Origin of the sequence: Rathayibacter sp. SD072 (assembly GCF_017355185.1) — a bacterium.
Taxonomy (GTDB): Bacteria; Actinomycetota; Actinomycetes; order Actinomycetales; family Microbacteriaceae; genus Rathayibacter.
The window spans coordinates 1-25,055 of the sequence record NZ_JADILJ010000050.1 but is presented as its reverse complement, the minus strand read 5'-3'; the positions used below and the strand labels follow the sequence as shown (position 1 = coordinate 25,055).

The following is a 25,055-nucleotide window of genomic DNA, read 5'->3' as shown; positions in this document are numbered from 1 at the left end:
GGCGCGCGCGGTGCGGCGCGTCACGGCGAGGAGCGACACGGCTCCGGCGAGGAGCAGCGCGGCGCCGCCGGCGGCGAGCCCTGCGGTCTCGACGCCGGTGCTCGCGAGCGTGCCGCGTCCGGCCCTCCCGGACGTCGTCACCGCTGCGGGAGTCGACGGGGCGACGGGAGCCGCCGTGGCGGTCGGCGCCGGAGTCGCGGCCGGGCCCTCGCTGGAGGCACCGCCGTCGAGCGTCGCGGCGGCGACGAGACGTCCGTACTCGTCGTACGAGGCGTAGGTGTGCGGCTGGGTCGTGAACTCCGCGGGGATCGTCTGCGTGTAGGCGCCGCCCGCGACGACGGCCGTGCCGATCTCCTTCGGCTCGGAGTAGATGTAGCCCGTCACCTCGAGGCCGTCGAGGTCGCCCGGCGTCTCGTCGCTGAACTGCAGTCCGCTGACGGTGAGGTCGAAGGCGACCCCCGTCTCGTACTGCGCGGGCGCGAGGTCGTACGCGCCGACGGCGATCAGGCCGCCGTTCTCGAGAGTGTCGAGACTCGGCACGTCCGGAGTCGGCGCCTCGCCGACGAGCGTCTCCTCGTAGGTGGCGGCGTCGATCGTCCACGCCACGGTCTCCCCGCGGTAGGCGAACACCTCGTACAGGTCGCGGGGCGGGTCGTCCTGCGGGGCGCTGGGGTTCGACAGGTAGACGCGGACCGGACCGGCGTACGTCGTGACGGCGCCCTCGCCGTCGGTGTCCAGCGACGCCGTCGTCCAGCCGATCGAGCCGCCCGACCCGGGGACCTGGAAGCCCGCCACGGCGGTCCAGCCCGCCCACTCCGGACCGAAGTCCAGCTGCACGGTGCCGCCGTTGGCGGGGATCCCGTCGTACTCGCCGGCGGCGGCGGGCCCGGCTCCGAGGAGCACCCCCGCTGCGGTGATGGACAGGACGAGGGCGGCCCCCAGGCCGCCGGTGACAGTGCGCGCGCGTGAGTCCACGTGCTTCCCCCCGGATGGTGCTGATGTCGCTGCGGCGCAGATCGGCCGCTCAAGGCGATCATCCGGGTCCGCTGCGCGGATCACAAGGATCCGGCCGCGATCGGCATCAGAGGCCGGCGTCGACCGCCTCCGCCACGCGCCGCGTCACCGCGCGCAGCTCGAGCTCCACGCCCCGGAGGCGCTCCTCGGCCTCGGCCGCCCGCGCCTCGGCCTCGTCGTGGCGCCGCGTCGACGCCGCGGCGGCCTCGTCGGCCCCGGCCGCCGCCTCGGCGAGCGCCGTGCGCAGCTCCTCGCCCCGGGTGCGCAGCGGCTCGAGCTCCTCGCGCAGTCCCGCGAGCTCGGCGCGGACCGCCGCCAGCTCGTCGCGCAGAGCGGCGGTCTCGGCGCCCACCTCCTCGGTGCGCAGGCGCGCCTGCTCGAAGTACGGCGCGACCAGGCGGTGCACCGCCTCCCGCAGCGCCAGCCCGCCGCGGCCGAGCTTCGTCGGCACGGAGCCGGGTGCGTCCCGGTACTGGTCCTCAGTGGTCATCGTCGTGCTCCCGTCCGGAGAGCCGGCGGTGGAGCAGATCCATCGCCCGGCGGTCCTTGTCCATGATGTCGGCCTCGAGGCCGGTGTCGGCGGTGCGCTCCAAGAGATCGCCCGGTCGCGACCGTCGCTCGAGCGAGCGCTCGATCAGGTCGATCGACCGGTCGAACGAGAGCGGGCCGCGGGCCGCGGCCCGTCCCCGGCGGCCGAGCGCCTCCAGATCCGTCTCCCCCGAGACGACGTCGCGCATCGCGTCGAGCAGCGCCGCGGCGGTGCGCGGGATCTTCACGCAGTCGACACCGTCGATGAGGAACTCGGCCACCCCGCTCGTCGCGGTCACGATGGGCACGCAGCCCGCCGCCGCCGCCTCGACCGGGGCGACTCCGAACGCCTCGCCCGACCAGGTCGGGAAGAGGAACGCGTCCGCTCGCTCATGAGCGGCGAGCACCTCCTCGCGCGGGCGGGCGCCGTGGAACTCGACGATGCCGTCCAGGCCCGCGGCGAGCGCCCGCTCCCGGTAGCCCGCCACGTCGCCGTCGCCGTACAGGTCGACGCGGAAGTCTCGGGTCTCGCCCGCGAGCGCCGCGGCCGCCTCGAGCACGAGGTCGACGCCCTTGTGCTCGCCGAGCGAGGCGGCGAACGTGAAGCGGGTCACTCCCCCGTCGCGGTAGCTCCGCGGGGCGTCGGAGTCGGGCGGCGTGCTCACCCCGCGGCCGATGATCTCGACGTCGCCCAGCAGGCGGCCGCCCGCCTCGATCGACTCGACGAGAGCGGAGCTGACCGCCACGATCTCGCCGCGGGCGAAGTGGTCGGGGGCGTCCGCTCCGTAGACGGCGAGCACGGGCTCGGGGAGCCCGTCGACGAGCTGGTTCGGGACCCGGTCGCCCAGGTTCCACATCCAGGCCGCGTCGACGGTGCGCAGCAGGTCGATCAGCGCGAGACCGCCGAGGCCGACGAGGTTGAAGGCGACGACGTGCGTCGGGGCGAAGTCGCGCAGCTCCTCGAGCAGGATCCGCGTGTTCTCGAACCGCGACACCGCGCTCTCGTGGTGCATCAGCTGGGCGATCTCGCCGCCCGTCCGCGGCAGCGGGAAGTAGGTGCGCAGGCCCAGCGTGCGGTGCACTTCGACGGGCGAGGGCTCGGGAGGCAGGTAGGTCGGCGTGGTCAGCACCCGCACGGAGTGGCCGCGCGCGGCCAGGGCCTCCGCCACCCGAGCGCAGGTCATCTCGTAGCCGCCGAGCACCTGCGGCGGGTAGAGGTTGCTGACGAAGAGGAGGCGCATCATGCGGTCGGGTCCTGCCGATCGGGAGTCGCGTCCCCGGCGATCCGCGCCGTGGCCTCGGGCGTGTAGCTCGCCGCGGCCTGGCGGTCGTTGCCGCCGTCCCAGTAGTTCACGAGGTAGAGGCCGGTCTGCTGGGTGCGGGGGACGAAGGGGAAGAGCTGGGCGGTCGGCTCGATCTGGGCGATGCGATGGCCCGCGTCGACCGCGCGCACGTGCAGCCAGATGTCGTCGGCGTCGGGAGCGACCTCGCGGAAGGCGTCGCCGTGGCGGGCCACCTCCTCCATCAGGGCGCGGGGGAACAGCTGACCGGACACGGAGGTGCCGAAGACGTCGAAGCGCGCCCGGGTGTCGGCGACCGGTCGCCAGCTCGTGTACGGGGCGACGGCGCCGTCGACCACTGCGACGCGGTGGGCCCGGTAGCAGAGCACCGTCTCTCGCGGGTAGCGGGAGCGGGCGTCGATCAGGCCCCGGAGCCACCGGCGCGGGTAGACGATGTCGTCGTCCGAGGTGACGAGGTCGCGCTCGCCCGCCCGTCCCGACAGCAGGTGCGGGTAGTACTTCGTGTGGACCCGGTAGCCGCTCTCGACCAGCCGCACCTCGAGGCCGCGCCGCTGCAGTCGACGCAGCGGCCGCGGGAGGTCGGCGGCGAGGGCCGGGTCGTCCAGCCACAGCACCAGCCGCGCCGGGCGGGCGTCGCCGCGGGCGATCGACTCCAGGGCCACGTGCACGCGCCGGATGCGCTCGCCGTGCGTCGTCATCGTGACCACGACGTCGCTCCCGCTGTCGACGACCGGGCGGCGCGAGAAGCGGTTCGCGAGCTCCAGACCGAGCAGCTCGCGGCGGAACGCGAGCGAGGAGGGGTGGTCGATCGGACGGGCCGCCACGGCCGCCGCCCGGCGCTCGCGGAGCCGCTGCGGCGAGGACCCGGCCGCGCGCGCGAGCGCCAGCAGGCGCGTCCGCGGGCGGACCCGGCGGCCGAGAGCGGCGAGCCGGGTGCGGGGCCGGACACGGCGGCCGAGCGCGGCGAGGGCGGGGTGCATCGTTCCAGGATAACCAGACGGCTCCCGGCCCCCGCGGCCGCTAGGGGGCGTCGACCACGGCGAACGCGCGCACGGGGAAGGTCCCGAATCCGCTGACCCTGGGCGGCACCGCGGTGAACCGCGCTCCGGACGCGGGCAGCTCGGACAGCCCTGTCAGGTGCTCGACGACGTGCACCCCCGCCCCCAGGAGGAGCGAGTGCGCGGGGCGGGTGCCCGTGCCCTGCGTGTCGTCGATGTTCAGCGAGTCGATGCCGACGAGCACGGCGCCGCCCGCGACGAGCACCCGGGCGCCCTCCTCCGTGAGGAAGGGCGCGTCCCTCGCGTACCCGGGCTCGCCGAACAGCGCATCCCGCCCCGTCGAGAGCAGCACGGCCGCACCGCGGACGTCGAGGCCGTCGAACGACTCCGGTCCGATCGCACGATTTCTCCGCGCCGTCACGACGACGGCCGGCAGGTCGACGAGCGTCGCCAGATCGAGCCCGGCCAGATCGGTCCCGCCCTCGTAGCGGTGGAAGGGGCTGTCGAGGTATGTGCCGGTGTTGCCGATCATCTCGATCACGTCCAGCGCGAACTCGGTGCCGGGGGCGTAGGAGGCGCGCGACGCCTCGCGGGTGAGGTGCGGCCGGATCCGCGGGGCGGGCAGCCCCGGGTAGGTCACGAGGCCGTCCGAGACGGCGTGGCTGAGGTCGACTAAGCGGCGCGGGGAGGAGGTCATACGGCGATCCTCGCAGTGGCAGGATCACGCTGTCGCTCGAGATCCTGCCACTCGCCGCGTCTTTCGGGTCAGGTCGGACGGTCCTCCCCCGAGACGCTCAGCGCTTGGGCAGCGCCGCCGACAGGTCGGCGATCAGGTCGCTCGCGTCCTCGATGCCCACGGAGAGGCGCACGAGCGACTCCGAGACCTCGAGCGGCGTGCCCTTGACCGACGCGTGCGTCATCTCGCTGGGGTAGCCGATCAGCGACTCCACCCCGCCGAGCGACTCGGCGAGCTGGAACAGCTCCGTCGACTCCGCGAACTTGCGCGCGGCGCGCGGCGTCGCGAGCTCGACCGACAGCATGCCGCCGAAGCCCGACATCTGGCGCTTCGCCAACTCGTGACCCGGGTGGGTCGGCAGGCCCGGGTAGTGCACCGCGGTGACGGCCGAGTGCTCGGCCAGGAACTCGGCGACCGCCTGGGCGTTCTTCGAGTGGCGCTCCATGCGCACCGCGAGCGTCTTGATGCCGCGGACGGTCAGCCACGCGTCCATCGGGCTCGAGATCGCTCCGACCGCGAACTGCAGGAACGCGACCTTCTCGGCCAGCGGACCGGAGCGCAGCGCCAGCGCGCCGCCCACCACGTCGGAGTGGCCGCCGAGGTACTTGGTGGTCGAGTGCACGACGACGTCGGCGCCGAGCGCGAGCGGCTGCTGCAGCGCGGAGGAGGCGAAGGTGTTGTCGACGACCACGATCAGGTCGTGCGCGTGGGCCAGATCGGCCAGCTCGGCGATGTCGCTGATGGTCATCAGCGGATTCGACGGGGTCTCGACCCACAGCATCTTCGTCTCGCCCGGGACGATCGCGCGCTGCACCTCGCGCAGGTTCGACATGTCGACCGCGGTGTTGCGGATGCCCCACGCCGCGTGCACCCGGTCGATCAGCCGGTGGCTGCCGCCGTACGCGTCGTTGCCGAGCACGATGTGGTCGCCCGGAGCCAGCGCCGCGCGGATCAGCGTGTCCTCGGCCGCGAGGCCCGAGGAGAAGGAGTAGGCGACGTCGGCGCCCTCGATCGACGCGATCAGCTCCTGCAGGGAGTCGCGGGTCGGGTTCGCCGACCGGGCGTACTCGTAGCCGCCGCGGAACCCTCCGATGCCGTCCTGGACGAAGGTCGAGGTCATGTAGACCGGCGGGACGACGGCGCCCGTGGTGGGGTCGAACTCCTGTCCGGCGTGGATGGCGCGGGTGTCGAAGTGCTGCTTCTTGGGCATGAGCGTGCTTTCCGGATCGAGAGGAGGTGCGGAGTCGGGAGGGAGGGTGCGCCGGCTACCCGGTCGCGAACGAGAGCAGGTCCTGCCGCGTGATGACGGCGACCGGCTTGCCCTCGTCGGTGACGAGGAGCGCGTTGTGCTCGGTGAGCGCCGCGCGGGCCGCCGAGACGCTCTCGCCGAGCCCGATGAGGGCCAGCGGGGCTCCGGCGGAGGGGCCGAGCGGGTCGGTCATCGACGCGGCCCCGCTGAAGACGCGGTCGAGCAGCTCGCGCTCGTCCACCGCTCCGACGACCTCGCCCATCACTACGGGCGGCTCGGCCGTGAGCACCGGCAGCTGCGAGACGCCATAGGTGGTCATGATCTCGATCGCGTCGCGCACGGTGTCGCTCGGGTGCGCGTGCACCAGGTCGGGCAGCTCGCCGGTCTGCGGATTCGCGGCGCGGGCGCGCAGGACGTCGCGCACGGTGTCCTCCTCGCGGTGCTCGAGGAACCCGTAGGAGCGCATCCAGCGGTCGTTGAAGATCTTGCCGAGATAGCCGCGCCCGCCGTCGGGGAGGAGCACGACGACCACGTCGTCGGGGCCGAGGTCGGCCGCCGCCTTGAGCGCGACCGAGACGGCGAGCCCGCTGGAGCCGCCGACGAGCAGGCCCTCCTCGCGGGCGAGGCGGCGGGTCATCGCGAACGACTCGGCGTCGCTGGAGGCGATGATGCGGTCGACGACGCCCGGGTCGTAGGCGCTGGGCCAGAAGTCCTCGCCCACGCCCTCGGTCAGGTAGGGGCGCCCGCCGCCGCCGGAGTAGACCGAGCCCTCGGGGTCGGCGCCGATGGTCTGCACGCGCCCGTCCGAGACCTCCTTGAGGTAGCGGCCGGTGCCGCTGATCGTGCCGCCCGTGCCCACTCCGGCGACGAAGTGCGTGATGCGGCCGGCGGTGTCGCGCCAGATCTCGGGGCCCGTGGTCTCGTAGTGGCTGAGCGGCCCGTTGAGGTTCGCGTACTGGTTCGGCTTGAAGGCCCCCGGGATCTCGCGGGCGAGGCGGTCCGAGACGGAGTAGTAGGAGTCGGGGTCCTCGGGGGCGACGGCCGTGGGGGTCACGACGATCTCGGCCCCGTACGCGGTGAGCACGTTGCGCTTGTCCTCGCCGACCTTGTCGGGCAGCACGAAGACGCAGCGGTAGCCGCGCTGCTGCGCGACGAGCGCCAGGCCGATGCCGGTGTTGCCGCTCGTGGGCTCGACGATCGTGCCGCCGGGCTTCAGCAGCCCGTCGCGCTCGGCCGCGTCGATGATGCGCGTGGCGATGCGGTCCTTCGAGGATCCGCCGGGGTTGAGGTACTCCACCTTCACGAGCACGGTGGCCTGCACTCCGGAGGCGACCGGGCCGAGCTTCACGAGGGGGGTGTCCCCGATGAGGTCCAGCACCGATTCGGCGTAGGCCATCCCGGTGTCCGGGCGTGCTGGCAGGGCTCGATCGAGGGTCATGGGAAAAGCGTAGCAACCGGTTCAGGACGTATGACGGGAGCCCGCGAACCGGCCCGCCGAGCCCGGGGGAAGCCTCTGCCGCGATCCTGCGCGGTGCCCTATCGTGGGGGTCCGCGACGCTGCCGGCGGTCGCGCGAGACGCCCCTCCCGACGTGCGGAACGGACCCCGATGACCACTCCGATCGCCGCCGTTCCGCGGCGTCCCGCCGACGGCCGCCTCCTCCGACTGCTCGGCCCGGCCATGGTCGCCGGAGTCGCCTACCTCGATCCGGGCAATGTCGCGAGCAATATGACGGCGGGCGCCCGCTTCGGCTACCTGCTCGTCTGGGTGGTCGTGCTCGGCAACCTGATGGCCTGGCTCATCCAGTACCTCTCCGCGAAGCTCGGGCTGATGACGGGCCGGAGCCTGCCGGAGCTGCTCGGCGACCGGCTCCGCGGCCGCTGGGGCAGGCGCGCCTACTGGGTGCAGGCCGAGATCGTCGCCATGGCGACCGATCTGGCCGAGGTCATCGGCGGTGCGATCGCTCTGAACCTGCTCTTCGGCCTGCCGCTGCTGGCGGGCGGTCTGCTCACCGGAGCGGTCTCGCTCGCGCTCCTGCTCATCCAGACCCGCGGAGGTGCCCGCCCCTTCGAGCGCGTCATCACGGCGCTCATGATCGTCATCGCCGTCGGGTTCACGATCGGCGTGGTCGTCGATCCGCCGGACGCGGGCTCGGCGATCGCCGGGCTCGTGCCGCGCTTCGAGGGATCGGAATCGGTGCTGCTGGCCGCGTCGATCCTCGGCGCGACCGTCATGCCGCACGCCATCTACGCCCACTCCGCCCTCGCCCGCGACCGCTTCGGCCGCGTCGACGGGGTCGGCGCCCGCCGGAGGATCCTCACGGCGACCCGGATCGACGTCACCGTCGCCCTCGCGATCGCCGGCACCGTGAACCTCGCGATCCTCCTCCTCGCCGCGCACTCGCTCGCCGGAGTCGCCGGCACCGACAGCCTCGAGGGGGCGCACGCCGCCATCGGAGCAGCGCTGGGACCGGTGATCGCGACCCTGTTCGCGGTCGGGCTCCTCGCCTCCGGTCTCGCCTCGACCTCGGTCGGCGCCTACGCCGGCGCCGAGATCATGCACGGGCTGCTGCACGTGCGGGTGCCGCTCGTGACGCGGAGACTCGTGACGCTGATCCCGGCGCTCGTCGTGCTGGCCGTCGGCTTCGACCCGACCCGCGCCCTCGTGCTGAGCCAGGTGGTGCTGTCGTTCGGCATCCCGTTCGCGCTCGTGCCGCTGGTGGTGCTGACGCGTGACAAGGCCCTCATGGGCGATCAGGCCAACCGCTGGTTCACCACGCTGGGCGCGATCCTCGCCGCGGTGTTCCTCATCGTGCTCAACGGCCTGCTGCTCTGGCTGACCTTCGCCGGCTGAGGGCCCGGATCCGCGTCAATCCGCTCCGGAGGCCGTCCCGTCATCCGCGTTGATCCGATCCGGAGGCTGTCTCGTTATCCTCTGAGAGCGCCTCTCAGGCGCCTGCGCCGCTCGACGGCGCCACCGCCCCCGGATGGAACGAGAGAACGCCGCCGTGCCCAAAGACACGATGTCCGCCAAGAACCGCGCCCGCCAGGAGAAGGTCGAGGCCTACAAGCGCGAGCAGGAGCGCAAGAAGCGGAGCGGCCGCATCTGGATCATCACGCTCACGTCGCTCGCGATCCTCGCCATCGGCGCCATCGTCGCGGTCACGGTCATCGGCAACCAGCAGATCGTCGAGGCGCGGAACATCGACGGCCTGCAGACCTTCGAGAACGAGGCCGATCACGTCACCGGCGCGGTCGAGTACGAGCAGACTCCCCCCGCGGGCGGCCCGCACAACGCCGTCTGGATGAACTGCGGCGTCTACGACCAGCCCGTCCCGAACGAGAACGCGGTGCACGACCTCGAGCACGGCGCCGTCTGGGCGACCTACGACCCCGCCCTCCCCCAGGCCGACGTCGACGCGCTGATCGCCGCCCTTCCCGACACCTACACCGTCGTCTCGCCCTACGAGGGCCTCGAGTCGCCCATCGTGCTCAGCGCCTGGGACGCCCAGGTCGCCCTCGACTCCCCCGAGGACCCGCGCATCGACGCGTTCGTCGAGCGCTTCTGGCAGGCGTCCACCGCCCCCGAGCCCGGAGCCCCCTGCACGGGCGGCATCGACGCCCCCGGCAAGCAGTGACGGGCGGATCCACCGGCGCACCCCGCGGCCGGGGCCGCCTCCTCGTCGCCGCGGTGGCCGTCGTCGCCCTCCTCCTGGGCGCGGCCGGCGGCTACGTGATCGGCGCCCTCGCGCCCTTCGCGCCCGACTCGACTCCGTCCTCGACGAGTGCCGAGGCGGGCTTCGCGCGCGACATGCAGGTGCACCACCTCCAGGGTGCCGAGCTCGCCCTGATCGCGCACGAGCGGAGCACCGACGCCGAGGTCCTGACCGTCTCGAAGGACATCCTGCTGACTCAGCAGCAGCAGGCCGGCCAGCTGTTCGGCTGGCTCGTCTCCTGGGGGCTCCCGCAGGCCTCCCCCGAGCCGTCGATGACCTGGATGGGCCGCCCCACGCTCGAGGGCGCCGCCGACGAGCACTCGTCGATGGGCATGGGCACGGAGCAGGGCGTCGTGCCCTCGAGCATGCCCGGCCTCGCCACTCCCGAGCAGATCGCCGAGCTCACCGCGGCCTCGGGCCGCGACCTCGACCGCCGGTTCCTCCAGCTGATGATCGCGCACCACCGCGGAGCGATCGACATGGCCGAGGCGCTGCTCTCGCGCAGCCGCGACCGCGTCGCGACCGACTTCGCCACCTCCGTCGTGAAAGCTCAGGAGGCCGAGATCTCGCTGATGGAGCAGATGCTCGAGGACCGCCCGGCGGAGTGACCGGCGCCGGTCGGCGCCGATGACGCGGGGCTCCGAGCCTGTCGACCGCGTCGACCTGCGACGAGGACAGCACCGCGGTCCGCGCAGCGGGGGCTGCACCGGCGATCCCGGCTGCAGCCGGACGCTCGACCGCAACGGCGACGACGACGGGGTCGGCCGCGAGAGACCGGCCTCGCATCCTGCCCCGGGCGTCGAGCGAGTGGACACGGAGCGGGCTCTGCACCATGAGCAGTACCCGACTCGCGTCGTCTCGCACGAGCGGGCCGCCCCGAGTGGACGCGCAACGGGGCCCGTGCCCCGCGCAGCGCCCGGTCCGCGGCGACCCGGGCGGACGGCGCCGGGCCTCAGGCCGTGATCGTCGTCTCGGCCTGCTGCGCGTAGAGCGAGGCGTAGAGGCCGTCGAGAGCCAGCAGCTCGCGGTGGGTCCCCGACTCGACGATCCGTCCGGCGGCGACCACGTGGATCACGTCGGCCGAGACGACCGTCGAGAGGCGGTGGGCGATGGCGATGGTGGTGCGACCGCGGGAGGCGTCGTCGAGGGCGGCCTGCACGACCCGCTCCGAGACGGTGTCGAGGGCGCTCGTCGCCTCGTCGAGGATGAGGACGGCCGGGTCTTTCAGCAGCACGCGCGCGATCGCGAGGCGCTGCTTCTCGCCGCCCGAGAGGCGGTAGCCGCGCTCGCCGACCAGGGTGTCGTAGCCGTCGGGGAACGAGACGATCGTCTCGTGGATGTTCGCCGCGCGAGCGGCCGACTCGAGCTCCTCCTGCGTCGCCCCGGGACGGGCGTAGCGGAGGTTGTCGCCGATCGTCGCGTGGAAGAGGTACGTCTCCTGGCTGACGATGCCGATGTGCGAGACGAGCGACTCCTGCCGCAGCTCCCGCACATCGGTGCCGGCGAAGCGCACGGCGCCCCCGGTCACGTCGTAGAGGCGCGGCACGAGGTACGAGATCGTGGTCTTGCCCGCGCCGGAGGGGCCGACGAAGGCCACGAACTGCCCCGGCTCGATCGAGACGGAGACGTGGTCGAGCGTGGGGCGCGCCTCCTCGGTCTGGTCGGGGTAGCGGAACACGACGTCGTCGAGCTCGACCCGGCCGAGCTCGCCGTCGACATCGCGCGCGCCGTCGCGATCGGTGATCGCGGGGCGCAGGTCGAGGTACTCGAAGATGCGCGCGAAGAGGGCGCCCGCGGTCTGCAGATCGAGTGCCACGCGCATGAGTCCGAGCAGCGGCCACATCAGGCGGGCCTGGACAGTGGTGAAGGCGACGACCGTGCCGGCGGTGACCGTCGTGCCGCCGAGGATGAGCCAGGCGGCGGCGAGGTAGACGACCACGGGGATCACCGAGAGGAAGATCTGCACCGTCGCGAAGAACCACTGCCCGGACATCTGCTGGCGCACCTGCAGGTCGATCTGGCGGCCGTTCTCGTCGGCGTACCGCGACACCTCCGACTCCTGGCGCCCGAAGCTCTTGGCGAGCAGGATGCCCGAGACGCTCAGGGTCTCCTGGGTGATCGCCGTCATCTCGGACAGCGACTCCTGCGTCTTCGTGGCGATGCGCGCGCGCACCTGGCCGACGCGGCGCTGGGCCACGACGAGCACCGGCATCAGGATGAGCGCGACGATCGTCATCTGCCACGACAGCAGCAGCATGGCGACGACCGCGGCGATCACCGTGACCGTGTTGCCGAGCACGCTCGACACCGTGTTGGTGAGCACGCTCGCGACACCGCCGACGTCGTTGGCGAGCCGGGACTGGATCACTCCGGTGCGGGTTCGGGTGAAGAAGCCGAGCTCCATCGCCTGGAGGTGGCGGAACAGCCGGATTCGCAGCTCGCCCATCACGGAGTTGCCCACCGTGGCGGTCAGCAGGGTCTGCCAGACGCCGAGCACCGCCGAGAGCACCCACACGAGCACCATGATCCCGACGAGCTCGAGCAGCACGGGCAGGTTCGGGGTGCCGTCGGGCGGGAAGAGGCCCCGGTCGAACGCCAGCTGGGTGAGCAGCGGCGGCACGACGGTGAAAGCGGCGCCCACGAGCACGAGGACGACGGTGAGCGTCAGCTTGGCGCGGTGATCGCGGAACAGGTCGGCGATGCGCCGCAGCAGGTGGTCGATGCGGGGAGCGTCCTCGTTCTGCTTGCGCTGACGATCGGGGTCGCTGCTCGAGATCTTCCCCCGCACCGCTCCCGGACGCATGCCGCCGCTCGCCGCCACGTCGCCCATCCTGCTCATCGCTCGACCATAACCCCGGCCGCCGACACCTTCTCCCGCTTCCGCCCAGGGCGGATCCGTGCTTGCGCCTGCGCCCGATCAGCCCGCAACGCCGAACGGCCCGGGGCCCCTGCTGAGCAGGAGTCCCGGGCCGTGGAGCGGCGCGCGGTGCCGCGAGGCGCAAGGCGGAGGAGGAGAGCTGTAGCGGAGCTACTGCCGACGACGACAACGCCGCGGATCGCGGTGCCGCGCGTCGCTCAGCCCTTCGTCGCTCCGGCGAGGAGGCCGCGGACGAAGAACCGCTGGAGGGCGAAGAACACGATGAGCGGCACGATGATCGAGATGAACGCGCCCGCCGTGAGGAGCTCCCACGACTGGCCGTACGAGCCGGACAGGTCCTGCAGCGCCTTCGTGATCGGCAACCCCTCGCCCGAGGTGAAGACGGTCGCGACCAGCAGGTCGTTCCAGACCCAGAGGAACTGGAAGATGCCGAAGGACGCGATCGCCGGCACCGAGAGCGGCAGGACGATGCGGAAGAAGATCTGGCCGTGGCCGGCTCCGTCCACGCGCGCCGCCTCGATGACCTCGCCCGGGATCTCCGAGATGAAGTTGTGCAGCATGAAGATCGCCAGCGGCAGCGCGAAGATCGTGTGCGCGATCCACACCTTCGCGTACGAGCCGTCCAACCCGTTCACCCCGAGCCCGGGGAGGATGTAGAGGTTGCCGATGCGCAGTCCGTCCGAGAACAGCTGCAGCAGGGGCACGAGCGCCATCTGGATCGGCACGATCTGGAGCGAGAACACCAGGACGAAGAGCGTGTTGCGGCCCTTGAAGTCGATCCAGGCGAACGCGTAGGCCGCGAGGCTCGCGATGGTGATGGGGATGAGCGCCGCCGGCAGCGTGATGACCAGCGAGTTCACGAACGCCTTGCCCAGCGTCAGGCTGTCGCCCGAGTTGAGCGCGTTCGCGTAGTTGTCGAGCGTGAAGCCCGGGTTGGCGAAGATCGTCCACCAGCCGGTCGTCTTGATGTCGTTCGCGGGGCGGAACGACGAGATGAACAGACCCAGGGTCGGGATCGTCCAGATCGCCGCGATGATCGCCGCCGCGAGGGTCGCTCCGCGCGAGGTGGTCGCCTTGCGGACCTTGCCGCTGGCCGTCTCGATCTTCGACTCCCCGCGGGCGAGGCGTCGTTCGGTGGTGCGGTCGACCGGGACCTGGATCGGAGTGGGCGTGACGCTCATCGGATCTCCCTCTGCTTGGCGAGCTGGCGGGCGTTGTAGACGACGATCGGCAGCACGAGCAGGAACAGGATGACCGCGAGGGCCGCGCTGTAGCCGCTGCGGGCTCCGAGCTGGAACTGGCGCACCATCTCGAAGGCCAGGACCGTGGTGTCCGAGCGGCCGCCGGTCATCGCCGAGACGATGTCGAAGACCTTGAGGGACGCGATCGAGATGGTCGTCAGGACCACGACGATCGAGGAGCGGATGCCCGGGACGGTGACGTTCCAGAACGACTGCCACGCGTTGGTGCCGTCCAGCGACGCCGCTTCGAGCTGCTCGGCCGGCACGCCCTTGATGGCCGCCGAGAGCACGGTCATCGCGAAGCCCGCCTGGGTCCAGATCAGGACGACGACGAGGAACAGGGTGTTCCAGGGCTCCAGCCCCAGCCAGTCCACGGGGGTCGCGCCGAACGCGGTGAGGATCCCGTTCAGCACGCCGATCTGGTCGCCCTGCCGGACGTCGTAGAAGAACTTGAAGATGATCGATGCACCGACGAACGAGATCGCCATCGGCATGAAGACCAGGAGCTTGAAGAACTTCTCGCCGCGGCTCTTGTCGATGAAGACCGCGTAGGCGAGGCCGATGGCCGTCGCGGTGATCGGGGCGAGGAGCACCCAGACCACGGTGTTCAGGAAGGCGGTGATGCCGTCGGGGCTCGTGAAGACCCAGACGAAGTTGTCGAGCCCGGCGAAACCGGATCCGTCGTTCTTCATGAAGGCGTTCAGAGCGGTCGTGATCGTCGGGTAGATCAGGCCGATCAGGATGAAGAACGCGGCCGGGGCCATGAACGCGACCAGCTGGAGTCCGTAGCCCGCGCCTTTGCGGGATCGGAAGTCGAGCAGGAACAGCGCGCCGCCCAGGACCGCGGCGACGACCGCGACCCACATGACGGAGTTGTAGAGGCCGAAGGCGAGCAGCAGCACCACCGGCAGGAGCACGGTCACCGCGAGGCGGAGGATCGTGTAGCCCGTTCCGCGGCGGGGCGCGATCTCGACGAAGAACAGGATGATCGCGACGACGGCCGCGAAGGCGAGGAGGATGATCGGGATCTGCGCGAGCGGGGGGATGCTCGCGAGCCACTGGAAGAATGCGGACATGGACGCCCTTTCGAGTGCGACTCTGAACTCAGCTGAAGCCTAGCGAGGACGAGGGCCGCCGCCCAGTGAGCGGCGGCCCTCGTCCTCGTTGCCGCTAGGAGGTGTATCCGGCCTGGATCTCCTCGAGGACCTGATCGGTGCTCGAGCCGTCGATCCAGTCGACCATGCCCTTCCAGAAGCTGTCGGCACCCACGGACTTCGGCATGAGGTCCGAGCCGTCGAAGCGGAACGTGGTGTCCTCGCTCTGCAGGATGGCGATCGAGTCCTTCAGGATCGCGCTGCCCGCGTTCTCGGCGTCGAGTCCCTTGTTGGCCGAGATGACTCCACCGAGCGAGACGCGGCTGTTGGCCCAGTCGGCGCTGGCGAGGTACTCCTGGACCTTCGCGGTGTCCTCGTCGTTCGAGAAGGCGGCGACCATCTCGCCACCACCGGTGACGGCCTGCGGGTCGTCGGCCGAGGTCGGCGGGGTGAGGAAGGCCCAGACGTCGCCGTCCTCGGACACGTCGGCGCCGGCCGAGATCAGGAAGCCCTCGAAGAAGGAGGCCTGGTGGGTCAGCGCGCAGGTGCCGTTGGCGATGTTCTGCGCGACGTCGCCGAACGCGGTCGAGTTGATCGACGAGACGTCGCCGTAGCCCGCGTTGACGAGGGTCGGGTCGAGGAGGATCGATCCGACGGAGTCGAACGCGGCCTTGATCTCGGGGTCGGTGAACGGGGTGTCGCCCGCGACCCAGGAGTCGTACACGTCGGGGCCGGCTTCGCGGAGGACGGCGTCCTCGATCCAGTCGGTGCCGGGCCAGCCCGACGCCTCACCGGAGTTGAAGCCCGCGCACCAGGACGGTCCGCCGGTCTTCTCGGCGATCGTCTTGCCGAGCGCCTCCATCTCGTCCCACGTGGTGGGGACCGAGACGCCCCACTCGGCGAACTTGGCCGGCGAGTACCAGATGTAGCCCTTGACGCTCGCCATGAGCGGCGCGCCGTACTGGGTGCCGTCGACCTGGCCGTACTTCTGCCAGTCCTCGGACCAGTTCTCCTGCACGTTGGTCAGGGCGCCCTCGGGCAGCTCCTGGACCTTGCCGGAGGCGACGGTGTCGGCGAGCAGACCCGGCTGCGGGAAGATCGCGAGGTCGGGGGTGTCGCCACCCTGGACCTTGATGCCGATCTGCTTCTCGAACTCCTTGTCGCCGGTGTACTTGATGTCGATGCCCGACTCCTCTTCCCAGGCGGCCCAGGACTCCTCGAGGAGGGTGGCCTCGTCACCGTTGATGGTGCCGTAGACGTTGACGACGCCGTCGGCGTTGCCGACGGAGTTGCCGGAGCCGCCGCCGGCGTTCGGGTCGTTGGGGTCGCTCGTGCCGGAGCAGCCGGCGAGCGCGATACCGGCAGCCGCGAGAACGGCGACCGGAAGGGTGATACGGCGGTGCAGGGATGACCGCATGGTTCCTCCTCATTGAGTGGTGGTTCAGCCGAGGGCGGGGCCCGTCAGACTCGAGAGCCGCAGGGAGGTCTTCCGTGCGGATCACCGGTTACACGTGGGCAGGGCTCCCACGGAGGGAAACCTTTCCACAAGTTCGATGAAACCACAACGTGCCCGGTAGAGCGCTCTCTGAGATAACGATTCGGCGTCGAACCGCGGATCCGTCCCCGGAATCGCGGCACACCGCGCTCCCCCCGGATGGCCCGGACCCCACGGACGGGGTATAACTTCCTGGAACCGTTTCCAGCATCGACGCCGGACGGGACGGGAGGTACGCCGTGACGGGCATCGAAGAGGTCGCCGAGCTCGCGGGAGTCTCGAAGGCGACGGTCTCGCGGGCGCTGAGCGGCCGCGGCTACGTCTCGGCCGGCACCAAGCAGCGCGTCGAGAAGGCCGCCGCGAGCCTGGGCTACGTCGTGTCGGCGAACGCCTCGAGCCTCGTCACCGGGCGCAGCAATAACGTCGCCGTCATCATCCCCGTGATCAACCAGTGGTTCTTCGGCGGCATCATCGACGGCATCGAGCACGCCCTCCTCGCCGCCGGCTACGACCTGCTCCTCTACAACATCGACAAGCACCGCGACGCACGCCGCAGCGTCTTCGAGTACTACCTCGTGCGCAAGCGCGTCGACGCGATCGTGGCGGTGACACTCGAGATCTCGCCCGGTGAGACGGAGGCGCTCCTGGCGCTCGGCAAGCCGGTCGTCGGCATCGGCGGCGAGCTCCCCGGGATCCCGACCTTCAGCATCGACGACGTGGCCGCCGCACGCCTGGCCACCGAGCACCTGCTCTCGCTCGGACACGAGCGCATCGTGCACATCGGCGGGCTGGCGGAGGAGGAGATGGACTTCCGCGTGCACACCAAGCGCCTCGCGGGCTTCCGTCAGGCGCTCGATGCGGCGGGTCTCGACTTCGACGCCGGCTCGTTCGTCCCGACGCGCTTCGACATCCCGGGCGGGCACCGCGCCGGGCGCCAGGTGCTGGGCGACCCGCGGACCCGGCCCACCGCGATCTTCGCCGCCTCCGACGAGATCGCGATCGGCATCGTCCTGGCCGCCCGGGAGCTGGGGCTGTCGGTGCCCGAGGACGTCTCGATCATCGGGATCGACGACCATCCGCTGGCCGACCTGTTCGGGTTGACCTCGATCCGCCAGGACCCGCGTCAGCAGGGCGAGCTGGCGGTCCAGCTGATCCTCGAGGCGCTGGCCGCTCTCGCACGAGGCGAGTCGCCTCCCCCGGCCCGGCACACGACGATCCCGGCCTCGCTCGTGATCCGCACGAGCACCTCGGCGCCGCGAGGGGCCCGGATCGGAGCGTGAGGGCCCGGATCGGAGCGTGAGGGGCAGAATCGGAGCATGAGCGACTCCGACTCCCCCACCGCCCCGTCCGTCGTCGACGTCCCCGAGCGATCGCGGTTCGAGATATCCGTGGGAGGCGCGACGGCCGGCTTCGCCGCCTACTCGCTCCGCGGCGATCGCGTCGTGTTCACCCACACCGTCGTCGAGGACGAGTGGGAGGGGCACGGTCTCGGCAGCGCACTCGCCCGCGCAGCCGTCTCGGCCGTGACGGAGGCGGGCGGAACCGTCGTGCCGCGCTGCCCGTTCATCGCCACGTGGCTCCGCAAGCACCCCGAGGTGCAGGCGCGCGTGGAGTGGCCGGAGGACTGAGCCCCGGTCAGGCCGGGGGCCGGGCCGCGGCGCCGATCTGCTGCAGCGCCCAGGAGTTGCCGTCGGGATCGGCGAAGTACGCGTAGAGGACGCCGCCCATGTCCTGCACCTCGCTGACCGCGAGGCCCCGGCCCACCAGTTCCTCCCGCGCCTCGGCCAGATCGTCGACGACCAGGTGGAGGTCGCGGACCACCCCGTCGGAGGGATCGAGCCCCATGCCGGTGCCGACGACGACCGAGCACGCCGAGCCCGGCGGAGTCAGCTGCACGATGCGCATCCCCTCGGCCGGGCGGACGTCGTGGTCGATCGCGAAGCCGACGACACCGCTGTAGAAGGCCACGGCACGATCGACGTCGGCGACGGGCAGGGGGACGAGTTCGAGACGCAGGCGCACGGCCCCAGTGTGGCGCGCGACGCCGCCCGGCGGCCAGCCGGAGTTCCCCAGGACCGGATGCAGGAACGCGGGACGGCTTCAGCGGTAGACGGTGCGATCCCGTGACGCCTCGTAGCAGGAACGATCGAGATTCGTGTTCCAGATCCTCCGGGGCGCAGTCGGTCTCAAGCCTCCGCCGCTGACGGATCCTTCCTCCCGCCACCGAGGGTTGAACCACGACACGGTCTCGATCCGCGCGTACCGCTCCGGTTCCACTTCGCGGAAATCGTGAACCTCGTCGAGGGCGGGAACGAGGTCGGTGTCTCTGGACGCGAGCACGACGAGATCGACGTCCGACCGCGCAGCTTCCCGAACGCAGGCGAGGGCGCACAAGACGTCGATGCCCTTCTCCTTCGGCCGTCCGAGCGGAATCTTCTTTCCGTGGATGTCGATGACCGGCCGGCCATCGGCTCCCAGCTGATACGAGTACTTGAGGTCGCGGAGCTGGACGTCGACACCGTCCTCTCGCCAGCGTGCAGCCTGATCCTGGGCACGACGGTGCTGCTCCCAGTGATGGTCGACGTGGTGCAGACCACGGAAGGCGATGACGCGCTCGATCCGCGCGAGCGCGAAGCCCTCCCGCTGCCTCTCGTTGCGTTCGACGATCGCCCGCTGGGCGAAGCGCATCGGATGGATCAGAGAGTCGTGACGATCTCCTCGGGGATCGAAGACGTCGAACGCCGTGAGGTGAACGTTCTGATAGTCGACGATGAGGGTTGCGCGAAGCAGAGGATCGACCGGCACTCCGTCACCCTCCAGACAGAAAAATCCCCGCCAATCCGGAGACGGCGGGGAGCAATGCCATAAGTCTCACCGCTTATGAGAGGCGAGTCAATTCGGCGCGTGACGTCTGCCGCCGGACGAAGGTCGGCACCGCGTGCCGGATCCGTTCACCGGTCAGGCGCGGGGGCCGACCACCAGGCGCTCGTGCATGATCTCGACCGCGCGCTCGAGGACGCGGCGGTCCTCGGGGGCGAGGTCGGCGAAGATCGGCGTGAGGGCGTCGCCCAGCTCCGAGCGCCAGGTCGCCAGGGCGTCGGCTCCGACGTCGGTGAGCTGGATCTGCCAGGCGCGGGCGTCGGCGGGGTCGGCGATGCGGGCGAGCCAGCCGCTCTCGACGAGGTTCTTCACGATCTTGGTCATCGTGGGCTGCGAGACGCGGCTCTGCGAGGCGAGCTCGCCCAGTCGCATCGGGCCCATCGAGAGGAGCACCGAGAGCGTGCGCCAGACGGCCTGCGACTCCTGGTTGTCCGTGGCCTGCGCGGCGAGGCGGGTGATGCGGTGGGTCACCGACACGAAGTCGCTCAGCAGCTCGCTGAGCGAGACCTCGCTGGGCGGCACGTCGCGGGCGGGCAGGCCTGCGAGCGGATCAGGAGCGGACACGCCCCGATTCTAGAGCCCGCGCGGATCCCGGCCCGCGGAGACACGGCGCGGGAACGGCGCGGGAACGGCGAAGGGCGCCGCCTCCGAGGAGACGACGCCCTGCGCGCATGCCGACCGGGGTCGGCGCAGTACTACTTGACGGTGACGGTCGCGCCGGCGGCCTCGAGCTGAGCCTTGGCCTTCTCGGCGGTCTCCTTGTTGACGGCCTCGAGGACGGCCTTGGGGGCGCCATCGACAACGGCCTTCGCCTCGCCGAGGCCGAGGCTGGTGAGCGCGCGGACCTCCTTGATGACCTGGATCTTCTTCTCGCCGGCGGCCTCGAGCACGACGTCGAACTCGGTCTGCTCCTCGACCTCTTCGGCGGGAGCGGCCGGGCCGGCGACTCCGGCAGCCGCGACGGGCGCGGCGGCGGTGACCTCGAAGACCTCTTCGAACTTCTTGACGAACTCAGAGAGCTCGATGAGCGTGAGCTCCTTGAAGGCCTCGATGAGCTCGTCCTGCGTGAGCTTTGCCATGATTTTTCTCCTAGTTTTTCTTGTCTACGAACCGCGTGCGCTGTCTCCCGGAGGAAGACGTCAGCTCGCGGACTCCTGCTTCTCGCGCAGCGCCTCGACCGTGCGAACGGCCTTGGACAGCGGGGCGTTGAACAGATATGCGGCACCGAACAGCGAGGCCTTGAAGGCGCCGGCGAGCTTGCCGAGCAGCACTTCACGGGACTCGAGGTCGGCGAGCTTGCCCACCTCTTCTGCGGTCAGGGGGTTACCGTCGAAGTAACCGCCCTTCACCACGAGCAGAGGGTTTGCCTTGGCGAAGGCACGCAGCGACTTCGCGACGGCGACGGGGTCGCCGTGCACGAACGCGATGGCCGAGGGGCCAGCGAGCTCGTCGTCGAAGGACGAGATACCGGCGTTGTTCGCCGCGATCTTGGTCAGCGTGTTCTTCACCACGGCGTAGGTTGCGTGCTCACTGATGTCCTTGCGCAGCGTCTTCAGCTGCGCAACGGTGAGACCGCGGTACTCGGTCAGCAGAACGGCCGTCGAGCTCTGGAACTTCTCCGTGAGTTCGGCAACCGAGGCTTCCTTGTTCGCCATGGCTACTCCTGTGAATTCTCGTGCCGGTAGCCCGAAGGCAGGCAAAGAAAAAAGCTCCGGCGCAAGCGCTCGGAGCTTCGGAAGACGCGATCTCTCGCGGTTCATGATCTCGTTCACACCTGCGCGGGCCATTCGCTTCGCGAATCCTTCGTCCGAGTGGCGATCTCGCGGGGCCGGGGCCCTACTCGTGCGCGCACCGGAAACCGGCGGTCTTTGGCTTCGGGAAGCGTACGACATGCCGAGCCTCCGATGCAAGTCGGGTCCTCGGGCGGACCGGGCACGATGGAGGCATGACCGGAGAGAGCCCCACCCCCGCCCGCGACGTCGACGCGGCCATCGCCTCGGTCGAGGGCGAACTCAGCACCCTGTTCACGCGGGTGCGGGCGATGATGCGCTCCTACGCCGAGCGCGTGCATCCGGAGCTGACGGCGGCCGGGTACAAGACGCTGTCGGCGCTGGAGCGGCGCGGGCCCGTCTCCTCCGGTGCTCTGGCGGAGCTGCTCGAGACCGACAAGTCGACGCTCAGCAGGCAGATCACGGCGCTGGACCGGCTCGGCCTGCTCTCCCGCTCCCCCGACCCGGCCGACGGACGGTCGACGATCCTGTCCGTCACGCCGGAGACCGCCGAGCGGCTGCGCGAGATCCGCTCGTCCGATCAGGCGCAGCTGCACGAGGAGCTGCGCGGCTGGGGCGTCGGCGAGGTCGAGCAGCTCGGGCGCCTCCTGCACCGGATCAACGCGCTGGAACTGTGACCGGGTAGCACCGACCCGCCTCGCGGGCAATCGGCGCGGCGACGACGACCCACTCGGTAGCGTCGCCCGCGATGGAACCGCTCACCTCCTCCCTCCCCCTGCACGCGCCCCTGCCGACCGACGTGGCCGGCGCGCTCGCCTTCGCCCGCGCGCTGGGCCCGGACGCTCCGCTCCCCGGCTCCGGCCGCACCGCGGAGCTGCTCGCACTGCTGGCCCGGCTCGCCCGTCACGACCTCGGGGTCGCCCGCACCGTCGAACCGAACCTGGACGCCCTGGCGATCCTCGACCAGGCGGGCCTCGCGCCGGCCGACGTCGGCGTCTCCCCGGACGCGGTCTGGGGCGTCTTCGCGGCGGAGGGCGGCGAGGATCCGCTGGTCGCCCGCGCCGACGGCGACGGCTGGCGACTGGACGGGGTGAAGCCGTGGTGCTCGCTGGCCGACCGCCTGGACGCCGCTCTGGTCACGGCGCACGTGGGCGACTCCTCCGGCGAGCGCCGACTGTTCGCGGTGGGCCTGCGCGACGGCTCGGCCCGCGTGCAGGAGGGGGCGTGGCACGCGCGCGGTCTCGCCGAGATCCCGAGCGGACCCGTGCGCTTCACCGCGGCGCGGGCGACTCCCGTCGGCGAGGCCGGCTGGTACCTCTCGCGTCCCGGGTTCGCCTGGGGCGGCATCGCGGTCGCGGCCTGCTGGTACGGCGGGGCGCGCGGGATCGGCGCGGTCGTCGCCGCGGCCGCCGCACGCCGCGAGGATCCGCACCTGCTGGCCCACCTCGGCGCGATCGACACCGCCCTCGAGGCGGCGCGTCGGGCTCTGGCCGAGGCGGCCCGGCTCGTGGACGCCGGCGCGGCGACCGGCGCGGCCGGCTCGCTCCTGGCGAAGCGGACCCGGGCGAGCACGGCATCGGCGTGCGAGGAGGTGCTCGCCCGCGCGGGCCGCGCCCTGGGGCCGGCTCCGCTGGCGCTGGACGAGGAGCACGCCAAGCGCGCCGCCGACCTCGCGCTCTACGTCCGCCAGCACCACGCCGAGCGCGACGACGCGGCGCTCGGGCGAGCGGTCCTCTCCTCGGGGTCCTCGGACGCGTGGTGAGCTTCGACGGGCACCTCGAGGGCACGCCCCTCGAGGTGTGGCGGAGCGACGGCCGGCGCGACGCCCTCCCGGTCGCCGCGGTGCTCGACGGTGTGCGGCGCGTGCTCGTCGTCGCCGCTCACGCCGACGACGAGACGCTGGGCTGCGGCGGCACCATCGTGCTCGCACGGCGCCGCGGAGTGCCGGTGGACGTCGTGATCGTGACGGACGGAGCGGCCTCGCACGGCGAGCCCTCCCCCGCGATCGCCGCGGAGCGCCGGCGGGAGGCGCGGGCGGCGCTGGACCGGCTCGGCGACGGCATCGGGCTGGGCTTCCTCGAGGTGCCCGACTCCGCGACTCCCGAGCACCGCGACCGCATCGCCGACGACGTGCGGCGCCGCGCCTCCGGTGCGCCGGGGACCGTGCTGGTGCTCTCGACGTGGGCCGGCGACGGGCACCGCGACCACCGGGTCGTCGGCGAGGTGTGCGCCGAGGTGGGCGCCCTGCTCGGGCAGCCCGTGCTCGCCGCGCCGATCTGGCTCTGGCACTGGGCGCGGCCGGACGACGCGGCGGTGCCGTGGGCGTCGCTGGTGCGCGTCGAGGTCGACGAGGACGGCCGCTCGAGCAGGCGCGCGGCGCTCGGCGAGTACGGGAGCCAGACGCGGCAGGAGCCGGACGGCGGCCCGGCGGTGCTGCATCCGCTCTTCGTCCGCCACTTCCTGGGCGACGACCACCTGATCCGAGTCGCCGGATAGCGCACCTCGGTCGCGCGGACAAGTGGCCGCCCGGCGTCCGCATCCTGCTTAGGGTCAGGAGCGATGGACGGCCGGACGACCTACTTCGATGACCTGTACGAGCGGCACGAGGACCCCTGGGGGTACACCAGCCGCTGGTACGAGGAGCGCAAGCGCGCGCTCACGCTGGCGAGCCTGCCCGAGCGGCGCTACGAGACGGTGCTCGAGATCGGCTCGTCGATCGGCGTGCTGGCCGAGGCCCTCGCCGAGCGCGCCGACCGGCTGCTCGCGATCGACGTCTCGGCCGCCGCGGTCGAGCGGGCCGCGCGACGACTCGCTCCGCTGCCGCACGTGCGCGTCGAGCGGCACGACATCACCGCTCGCGTGCCGCAGGGGCCGTTCGACCTGATCGTGCTCTCGGAGGTCGGCTACTACCTCGGCGCCGCGGCGCTCGACGAGGTCCTGCGGGGCGTGCGCGACGCCCTCTCCCCCTCGGGCGAGCTGGTCACCGTGCACTGGCGGCACCCCGTCGCCGGGCTCGAGCTCGACGGGGACGCCGTGCAGGCCGCCGTGGGGCGCCTGGGCCTGCACCGTCTCGTGCGGCACGAGGAGGAGGACGTGCTGCTCGAGGTGCACGCCCGCGATCCGCGCTCGGTCGCGCGCCGCACGGGCCTGCTGTGAGGCGCGTGGAGCACGTGCTCGTCGTCGTGCCCGCGCACGACGAGCAGGAGCGGATCGGCGGACTCATCGCCTCGGTGCAGGCGAGCGCCACGCGCCTCGTCCGCTCGCACCCGGGGGTGTCGGTGCGGCTGCTCGTCGCCGCCGACGGCTGCACCGACGCGACGGCGGAGCGGGCCCGGGCCGCAGGGGCGGACGTGCTCGAGCTGGAGCGGTGCGGCGTGGGGGCCGCGCGGGCGGCCGGGATCGCTCACGCCCTCTCCTCCACTCCGGAACCGCTCGACCGGGTCTGGATCGCGAACACCGACGCCGACACGGTGGTCCCGGTGGACTGGCTGAGCGCCCACGTGGAGCACGCGCACCGGCACGACGCCCTCGTCGGGACGGTCCGGCCCGACCCGGCGGACCTCGCCCCCGAGATGTACGGACGGTGGCGCGAGACGCGCGAGCGGGAGCAGTCGATCGGGAGCATCCACGGGGCGAACCTCGGCGTCCGCGCCCGGTGCTACCTCCTGGCCGGCGGCTTCGGAGCCGAGGCCCTGCACGAGGACGTGCGGCTCGTCGAGCGCCTGCACGCGATCGGAGCGCGGGTCGGAGCGACGGACCGGGGCGAGGTGATCACCTCGGGCCGACGGGACAACCGGGTGGACGGCGGGTACGGGGCGTACCTGCACGAGCGCTTCGCCGACTCCGTCGCCTAGAACGCTCCCCGCATCCCCGATTCGCCGGAGGCGCCCCGATGGGGCACTGCGCGCACGCGAACCAGGCCGGAGGGGTCGCTGTCAATGGTCGGGCCCTGAATTGCCACGCACTGCGCAGGAGAGTCAAATGGTGGTCGAGCACGGCCCTGTGCTCTCCGATGGAAGGGTCACCGCATGAATCCCCGCCTCGTCCTGCTGACGCTCGTCGCTCTGGCAGCGTACGTCTTCGGCGCCCGCGCCGGACGTGCCCGCTACGAGGAGCTGCGTCATCTCGCACTCGGCGTGTGGAACGACCCTGCCACGAAGAAGACGCGCAAGAAGCTCAAGAAGACCTCCAAGCGCG

At 71.7% G+C, this 25,055-nt stretch carries 25 protein-coding genes and 1 pseudogene; 10 read left to right on the top strand and 16 right to left on the bottom strand.

All coding sequences use genetic code 11. From position 1 onward, the window contains the following. The 7 genes and pseudogenes from IOC53_RS16025 to IOC53_RS15995 form a co-directional block, all read right to left on the bottom strand. Positions 1-975 (bottom strand): annotated as a pseudogene (locus IOC53_RS16025) (hypothetical protein); the annotation flags it as partial. Positions 976-1,081: 106 nt separating this feature from the next. Then, complete coding sequence (locus tag IOC53_RS16020) at positions 1,082-1,504, bottom strand: hypothetical protein (protein WP_207407253.1); 423 nt, start codon at positions 1,502-1,504, stop codon at positions 1,082-1,084. After that, complete coding sequence (locus IOC53_RS16015; RefSeq protein WP_207407251.1) at positions 1,494-2,786, bottom strand: glycosyltransferase family 4 protein; 1,293 nt, start codon at positions 2,784-2,786, stop codon at positions 1,494-1,496. The genes IOC53_RS16020 and IOC53_RS16015 overlap by 11 nt, the downstream gene beginning before the upstream one ends. After that, on the bottom strand, positions 2,783-3,823 hold the full coding sequence (locus tag IOC53_RS16010; RefSeq protein WP_207407249.1) for a hypothetical protein: 1,041 nt from the start codon (positions 3,821-3,823) through the stop codon (positions 2,783-2,785). The genes IOC53_RS16015 and IOC53_RS16010 overlap by 4 nt, the downstream gene beginning before the upstream one ends. Before the next feature lie 40 nt (positions 3,824-3,863). Then, a complete protein-coding gene (locus IOC53_RS16005; RefSeq protein WP_207407247.1) occupies positions 3,864-4,538 on the bottom strand; it encodes a cyclase family protein in 675 nt (224 codons plus the stop codon). A 97-nt stretch (positions 4,539-4,635) separates the two neighbouring features. After that, positions 4,636-5,787, bottom strand: a complete 1,152-nt coding sequence (locus tag IOC53_RS16000) for a cystathionine gamma-synthase (protein WP_207407245.1) — start codon at positions 5,785-5,787, stop codon at positions 4,636-4,638. A 55-nt stretch (positions 5,788-5,842) separates the two neighbouring features. Continuing rightward, on the bottom strand, positions 5,843-7,222 hold the full coding sequence (locus tag IOC53_RS15995) for a cystathionine beta-synthase (RefSeq protein WP_207407261.1): 1,380 nt from the start codon (positions 7,220-7,222) through the stop codon (positions 5,843-5,845). A gap of 211 nt (positions 7,223-7,433) precedes the next feature. Here IOC53_RS15995 and IOC53_RS15990 point away from each other — a divergent pair, with 211 nt between their 5' ends. From IOC53_RS15990 to IOC53_RS15980, 3 genes are all read left to right on the top strand, one after another. Further along, the gene (locus tag IOC53_RS15990; RefSeq protein WP_207407243.1) at positions 7,434-8,678 is read left to right on the top strand and encodes an Nramp family divalent metal transporter; all 1,245 of its coding nucleotides are present in this window, start codon (positions 7,434-7,436) and stop codon (positions 8,676-8,678) included. A 154-nt stretch (positions 8,679-8,832) separates the two neighbouring features. Beyond that, positions 8,833-9,462 carry a DUF3105 domain-containing protein gene (locus tag IOC53_RS15985; RefSeq protein ID WP_307786224.1) on the top strand — a complete coding sequence of 210 codons (630 nt, stop codon included), beginning with the start codon at positions 8,833-8,835 and terminating at the stop codon, positions 9,460-9,462. After that, positions 9,459-10,148, top strand: a complete 690-nt coding sequence (locus IOC53_RS15980) for a DUF305 domain-containing protein (protein WP_207407241.1) — start codon at positions 9,459-9,461, stop codon at positions 10,146-10,148. The genes IOC53_RS15985 and IOC53_RS15980 overlap by 4 nt, the downstream gene beginning before the upstream one ends. 344 nt (positions 10,149-10,492) lie before the next feature. On the opposite strand, the gene IOC53_RS15975 is transcribed toward IOC53_RS15980, so the two are convergent. From IOC53_RS15975 to IOC53_RS15960, 4 genes are all read right to left on the bottom strand, one after another. Next, a complete protein-coding gene (locus IOC53_RS15975) occupies positions 10,493-12,370 on the bottom strand; it encodes an ABC transporter ATP-binding protein (RefSeq protein ID WP_207407257.1) in 1,878 nt (625 codons plus the stop codon). Positions 12,371-12,615: 245 nt separating this feature from the next. After that, positions 12,616-13,599, bottom strand: a complete 984-nt coding sequence (locus IOC53_RS15970) for a carbohydrate ABC transporter permease (RefSeq protein WP_207407239.1) — start codon at positions 13,597-13,599, stop codon at positions 12,616-12,618. Beyond that, a complete protein-coding gene (locus tag IOC53_RS15965; protein ID WP_207407237.1) occupies positions 13,596-14,735 on the bottom strand; it encodes a carbohydrate ABC transporter permease in 1,140 nt (379 codons plus the stop codon). The genes IOC53_RS15970 and IOC53_RS15965 overlap by 4 nt, the downstream gene beginning before the upstream one ends. 94 nt (positions 14,736-14,829) lie before the next feature. Further along, positions 14,830-16,170, bottom strand: coding sequence for an ABC transporter substrate-binding protein (locus IOC53_RS15960; RefSeq protein WP_207407235.1), 1,341 nt, complete (start codon positions 16,168-16,170; stop codon positions 14,830-14,832). Between the two features lie 317 nt (positions 16,171-16,487). Between IOC53_RS15960 and IOC53_RS15955 the strand changes: the two genes are divergently transcribed. After that, positions 16,488-17,528 carry a LacI family DNA-binding transcriptional regulator gene (locus IOC53_RS15955; protein ID WP_207407234.1) on the top strand — a complete coding sequence of 347 codons (1,041 nt, stop codon included), beginning with the start codon at positions 16,488-16,490 and terminating at the stop codon, positions 17,526-17,528. A 36-nt stretch (positions 17,529-17,564) separates the two neighbouring features. After that, on the top strand, positions 17,565-17,876 hold the full coding sequence (locus IOC53_RS15950; protein WP_207407233.1) for a GNAT family N-acetyltransferase: 312 nt from the start codon (positions 17,565-17,567) through the stop codon (positions 17,874-17,876). 7 nt (positions 17,877-17,883) lie between these two features. Here IOC53_RS15950 and IOC53_RS15945 read toward each other — a convergent pair whose 3' ends face one another. The 5 genes from IOC53_RS15945 to rplJ form a co-directional block, all read right to left on the bottom strand. Continuing rightward, entirely contained in the window at positions 17,884-18,270 is a 387-nt protein-coding gene (locus tag IOC53_RS15945) for a VOC family protein (protein WP_207407232.1), read from the bottom strand. 78 nt (positions 18,271-18,348) lie between these two features. Next, a complete protein-coding gene (locus tag IOC53_RS15940; RefSeq protein ID WP_207407231.1) occupies positions 18,349-19,053 on the bottom strand; it encodes an NYN domain-containing protein in 705 nt (234 codons plus the stop codon). A 153-nt stretch (positions 19,054-19,206) separates the two neighbouring features. Next, the gene (locus tag IOC53_RS15935; protein WP_307786223.1) at positions 19,207-19,692 is read right to left on the bottom strand and encodes a MarR family transcriptional regulator; all 486 of its coding nucleotides are present in this window, start codon (positions 19,690-19,692) and stop codon (positions 19,207-19,209) included. Positions 19,693-19,823: 131 nt separating this feature from the next. Further along, positions 19,824-20,207 (bottom strand): 50S ribosomal protein L7/L12, encoded by a 384-nt coding sequence (rplL, locus tag IOC53_RS15930; RefSeq protein WP_055791021.1) that lies wholly within the window; start codon positions 20,205-20,207, stop codon positions 19,824-19,826. A 60-nt stretch (positions 20,208-20,267) separates the two neighbouring features. Further along, entirely contained in the window at positions 20,268-20,783 is a 516-nt protein-coding gene (gene rplJ / locus IOC53_RS15925) for a 50S ribosomal protein L10 (protein ID WP_055791018.1), read from the bottom strand. Positions 20,784-21,073: 290 nt separating this feature from the next. Here rplJ and IOC53_RS15920 point away from each other — a divergent pair, with 290 nt between their 5' ends. The 5 genes from IOC53_RS15920 (at position 21,074) to IOC53_RS15900 (ending at position 24,712) form a co-directional block, all read left to right on the top strand. Beyond that, complete coding sequence (locus IOC53_RS15920) at positions 21,074-21,535, top strand: MarR family winged helix-turn-helix transcriptional regulator (protein WP_207407230.1); 462 nt, start codon at positions 21,074-21,076, stop codon at positions 21,533-21,535. Between the two features lie 71 nt (positions 21,536-21,606). After that, entirely contained in the window at positions 21,607-22,620 is a 1,014-nt protein-coding gene (locus IOC53_RS15915; protein WP_207407224.1) for an acyl-CoA dehydrogenase, read from the top strand. Beyond that, a complete protein-coding gene (locus IOC53_RS15910; protein WP_207407222.1) occupies positions 22,614-23,354 on the top strand; it encodes a PIG-L deacetylase family protein in 741 nt (246 codons plus the stop codon). The genes IOC53_RS15915 and IOC53_RS15910 overlap by 7 nt, the downstream gene beginning before the upstream one ends. A gap of 63 nt (positions 23,355-23,417) precedes the next feature. Further along, positions 23,418-24,014: a class I SAM-dependent methyltransferase gene (locus IOC53_RS15905; protein WP_207407220.1), complete on the top strand. Its 597-nt coding sequence runs from the start codon at positions 23,418-23,420 to the stop codon at positions 24,012-24,014. Further along, complete coding sequence (locus IOC53_RS15900; RefSeq protein WP_207407218.1) at positions 24,011-24,712, top strand: glycosyltransferase family 2 protein; 702 nt, start codon at positions 24,011-24,013, stop codon at positions 24,710-24,712. Before IOC53_RS15905 ends, IOC53_RS15900 begins: the two co-directional genes overlap by 4 nt. Positions 24,713-25,055 lie beyond the last annotated feature (343 nt).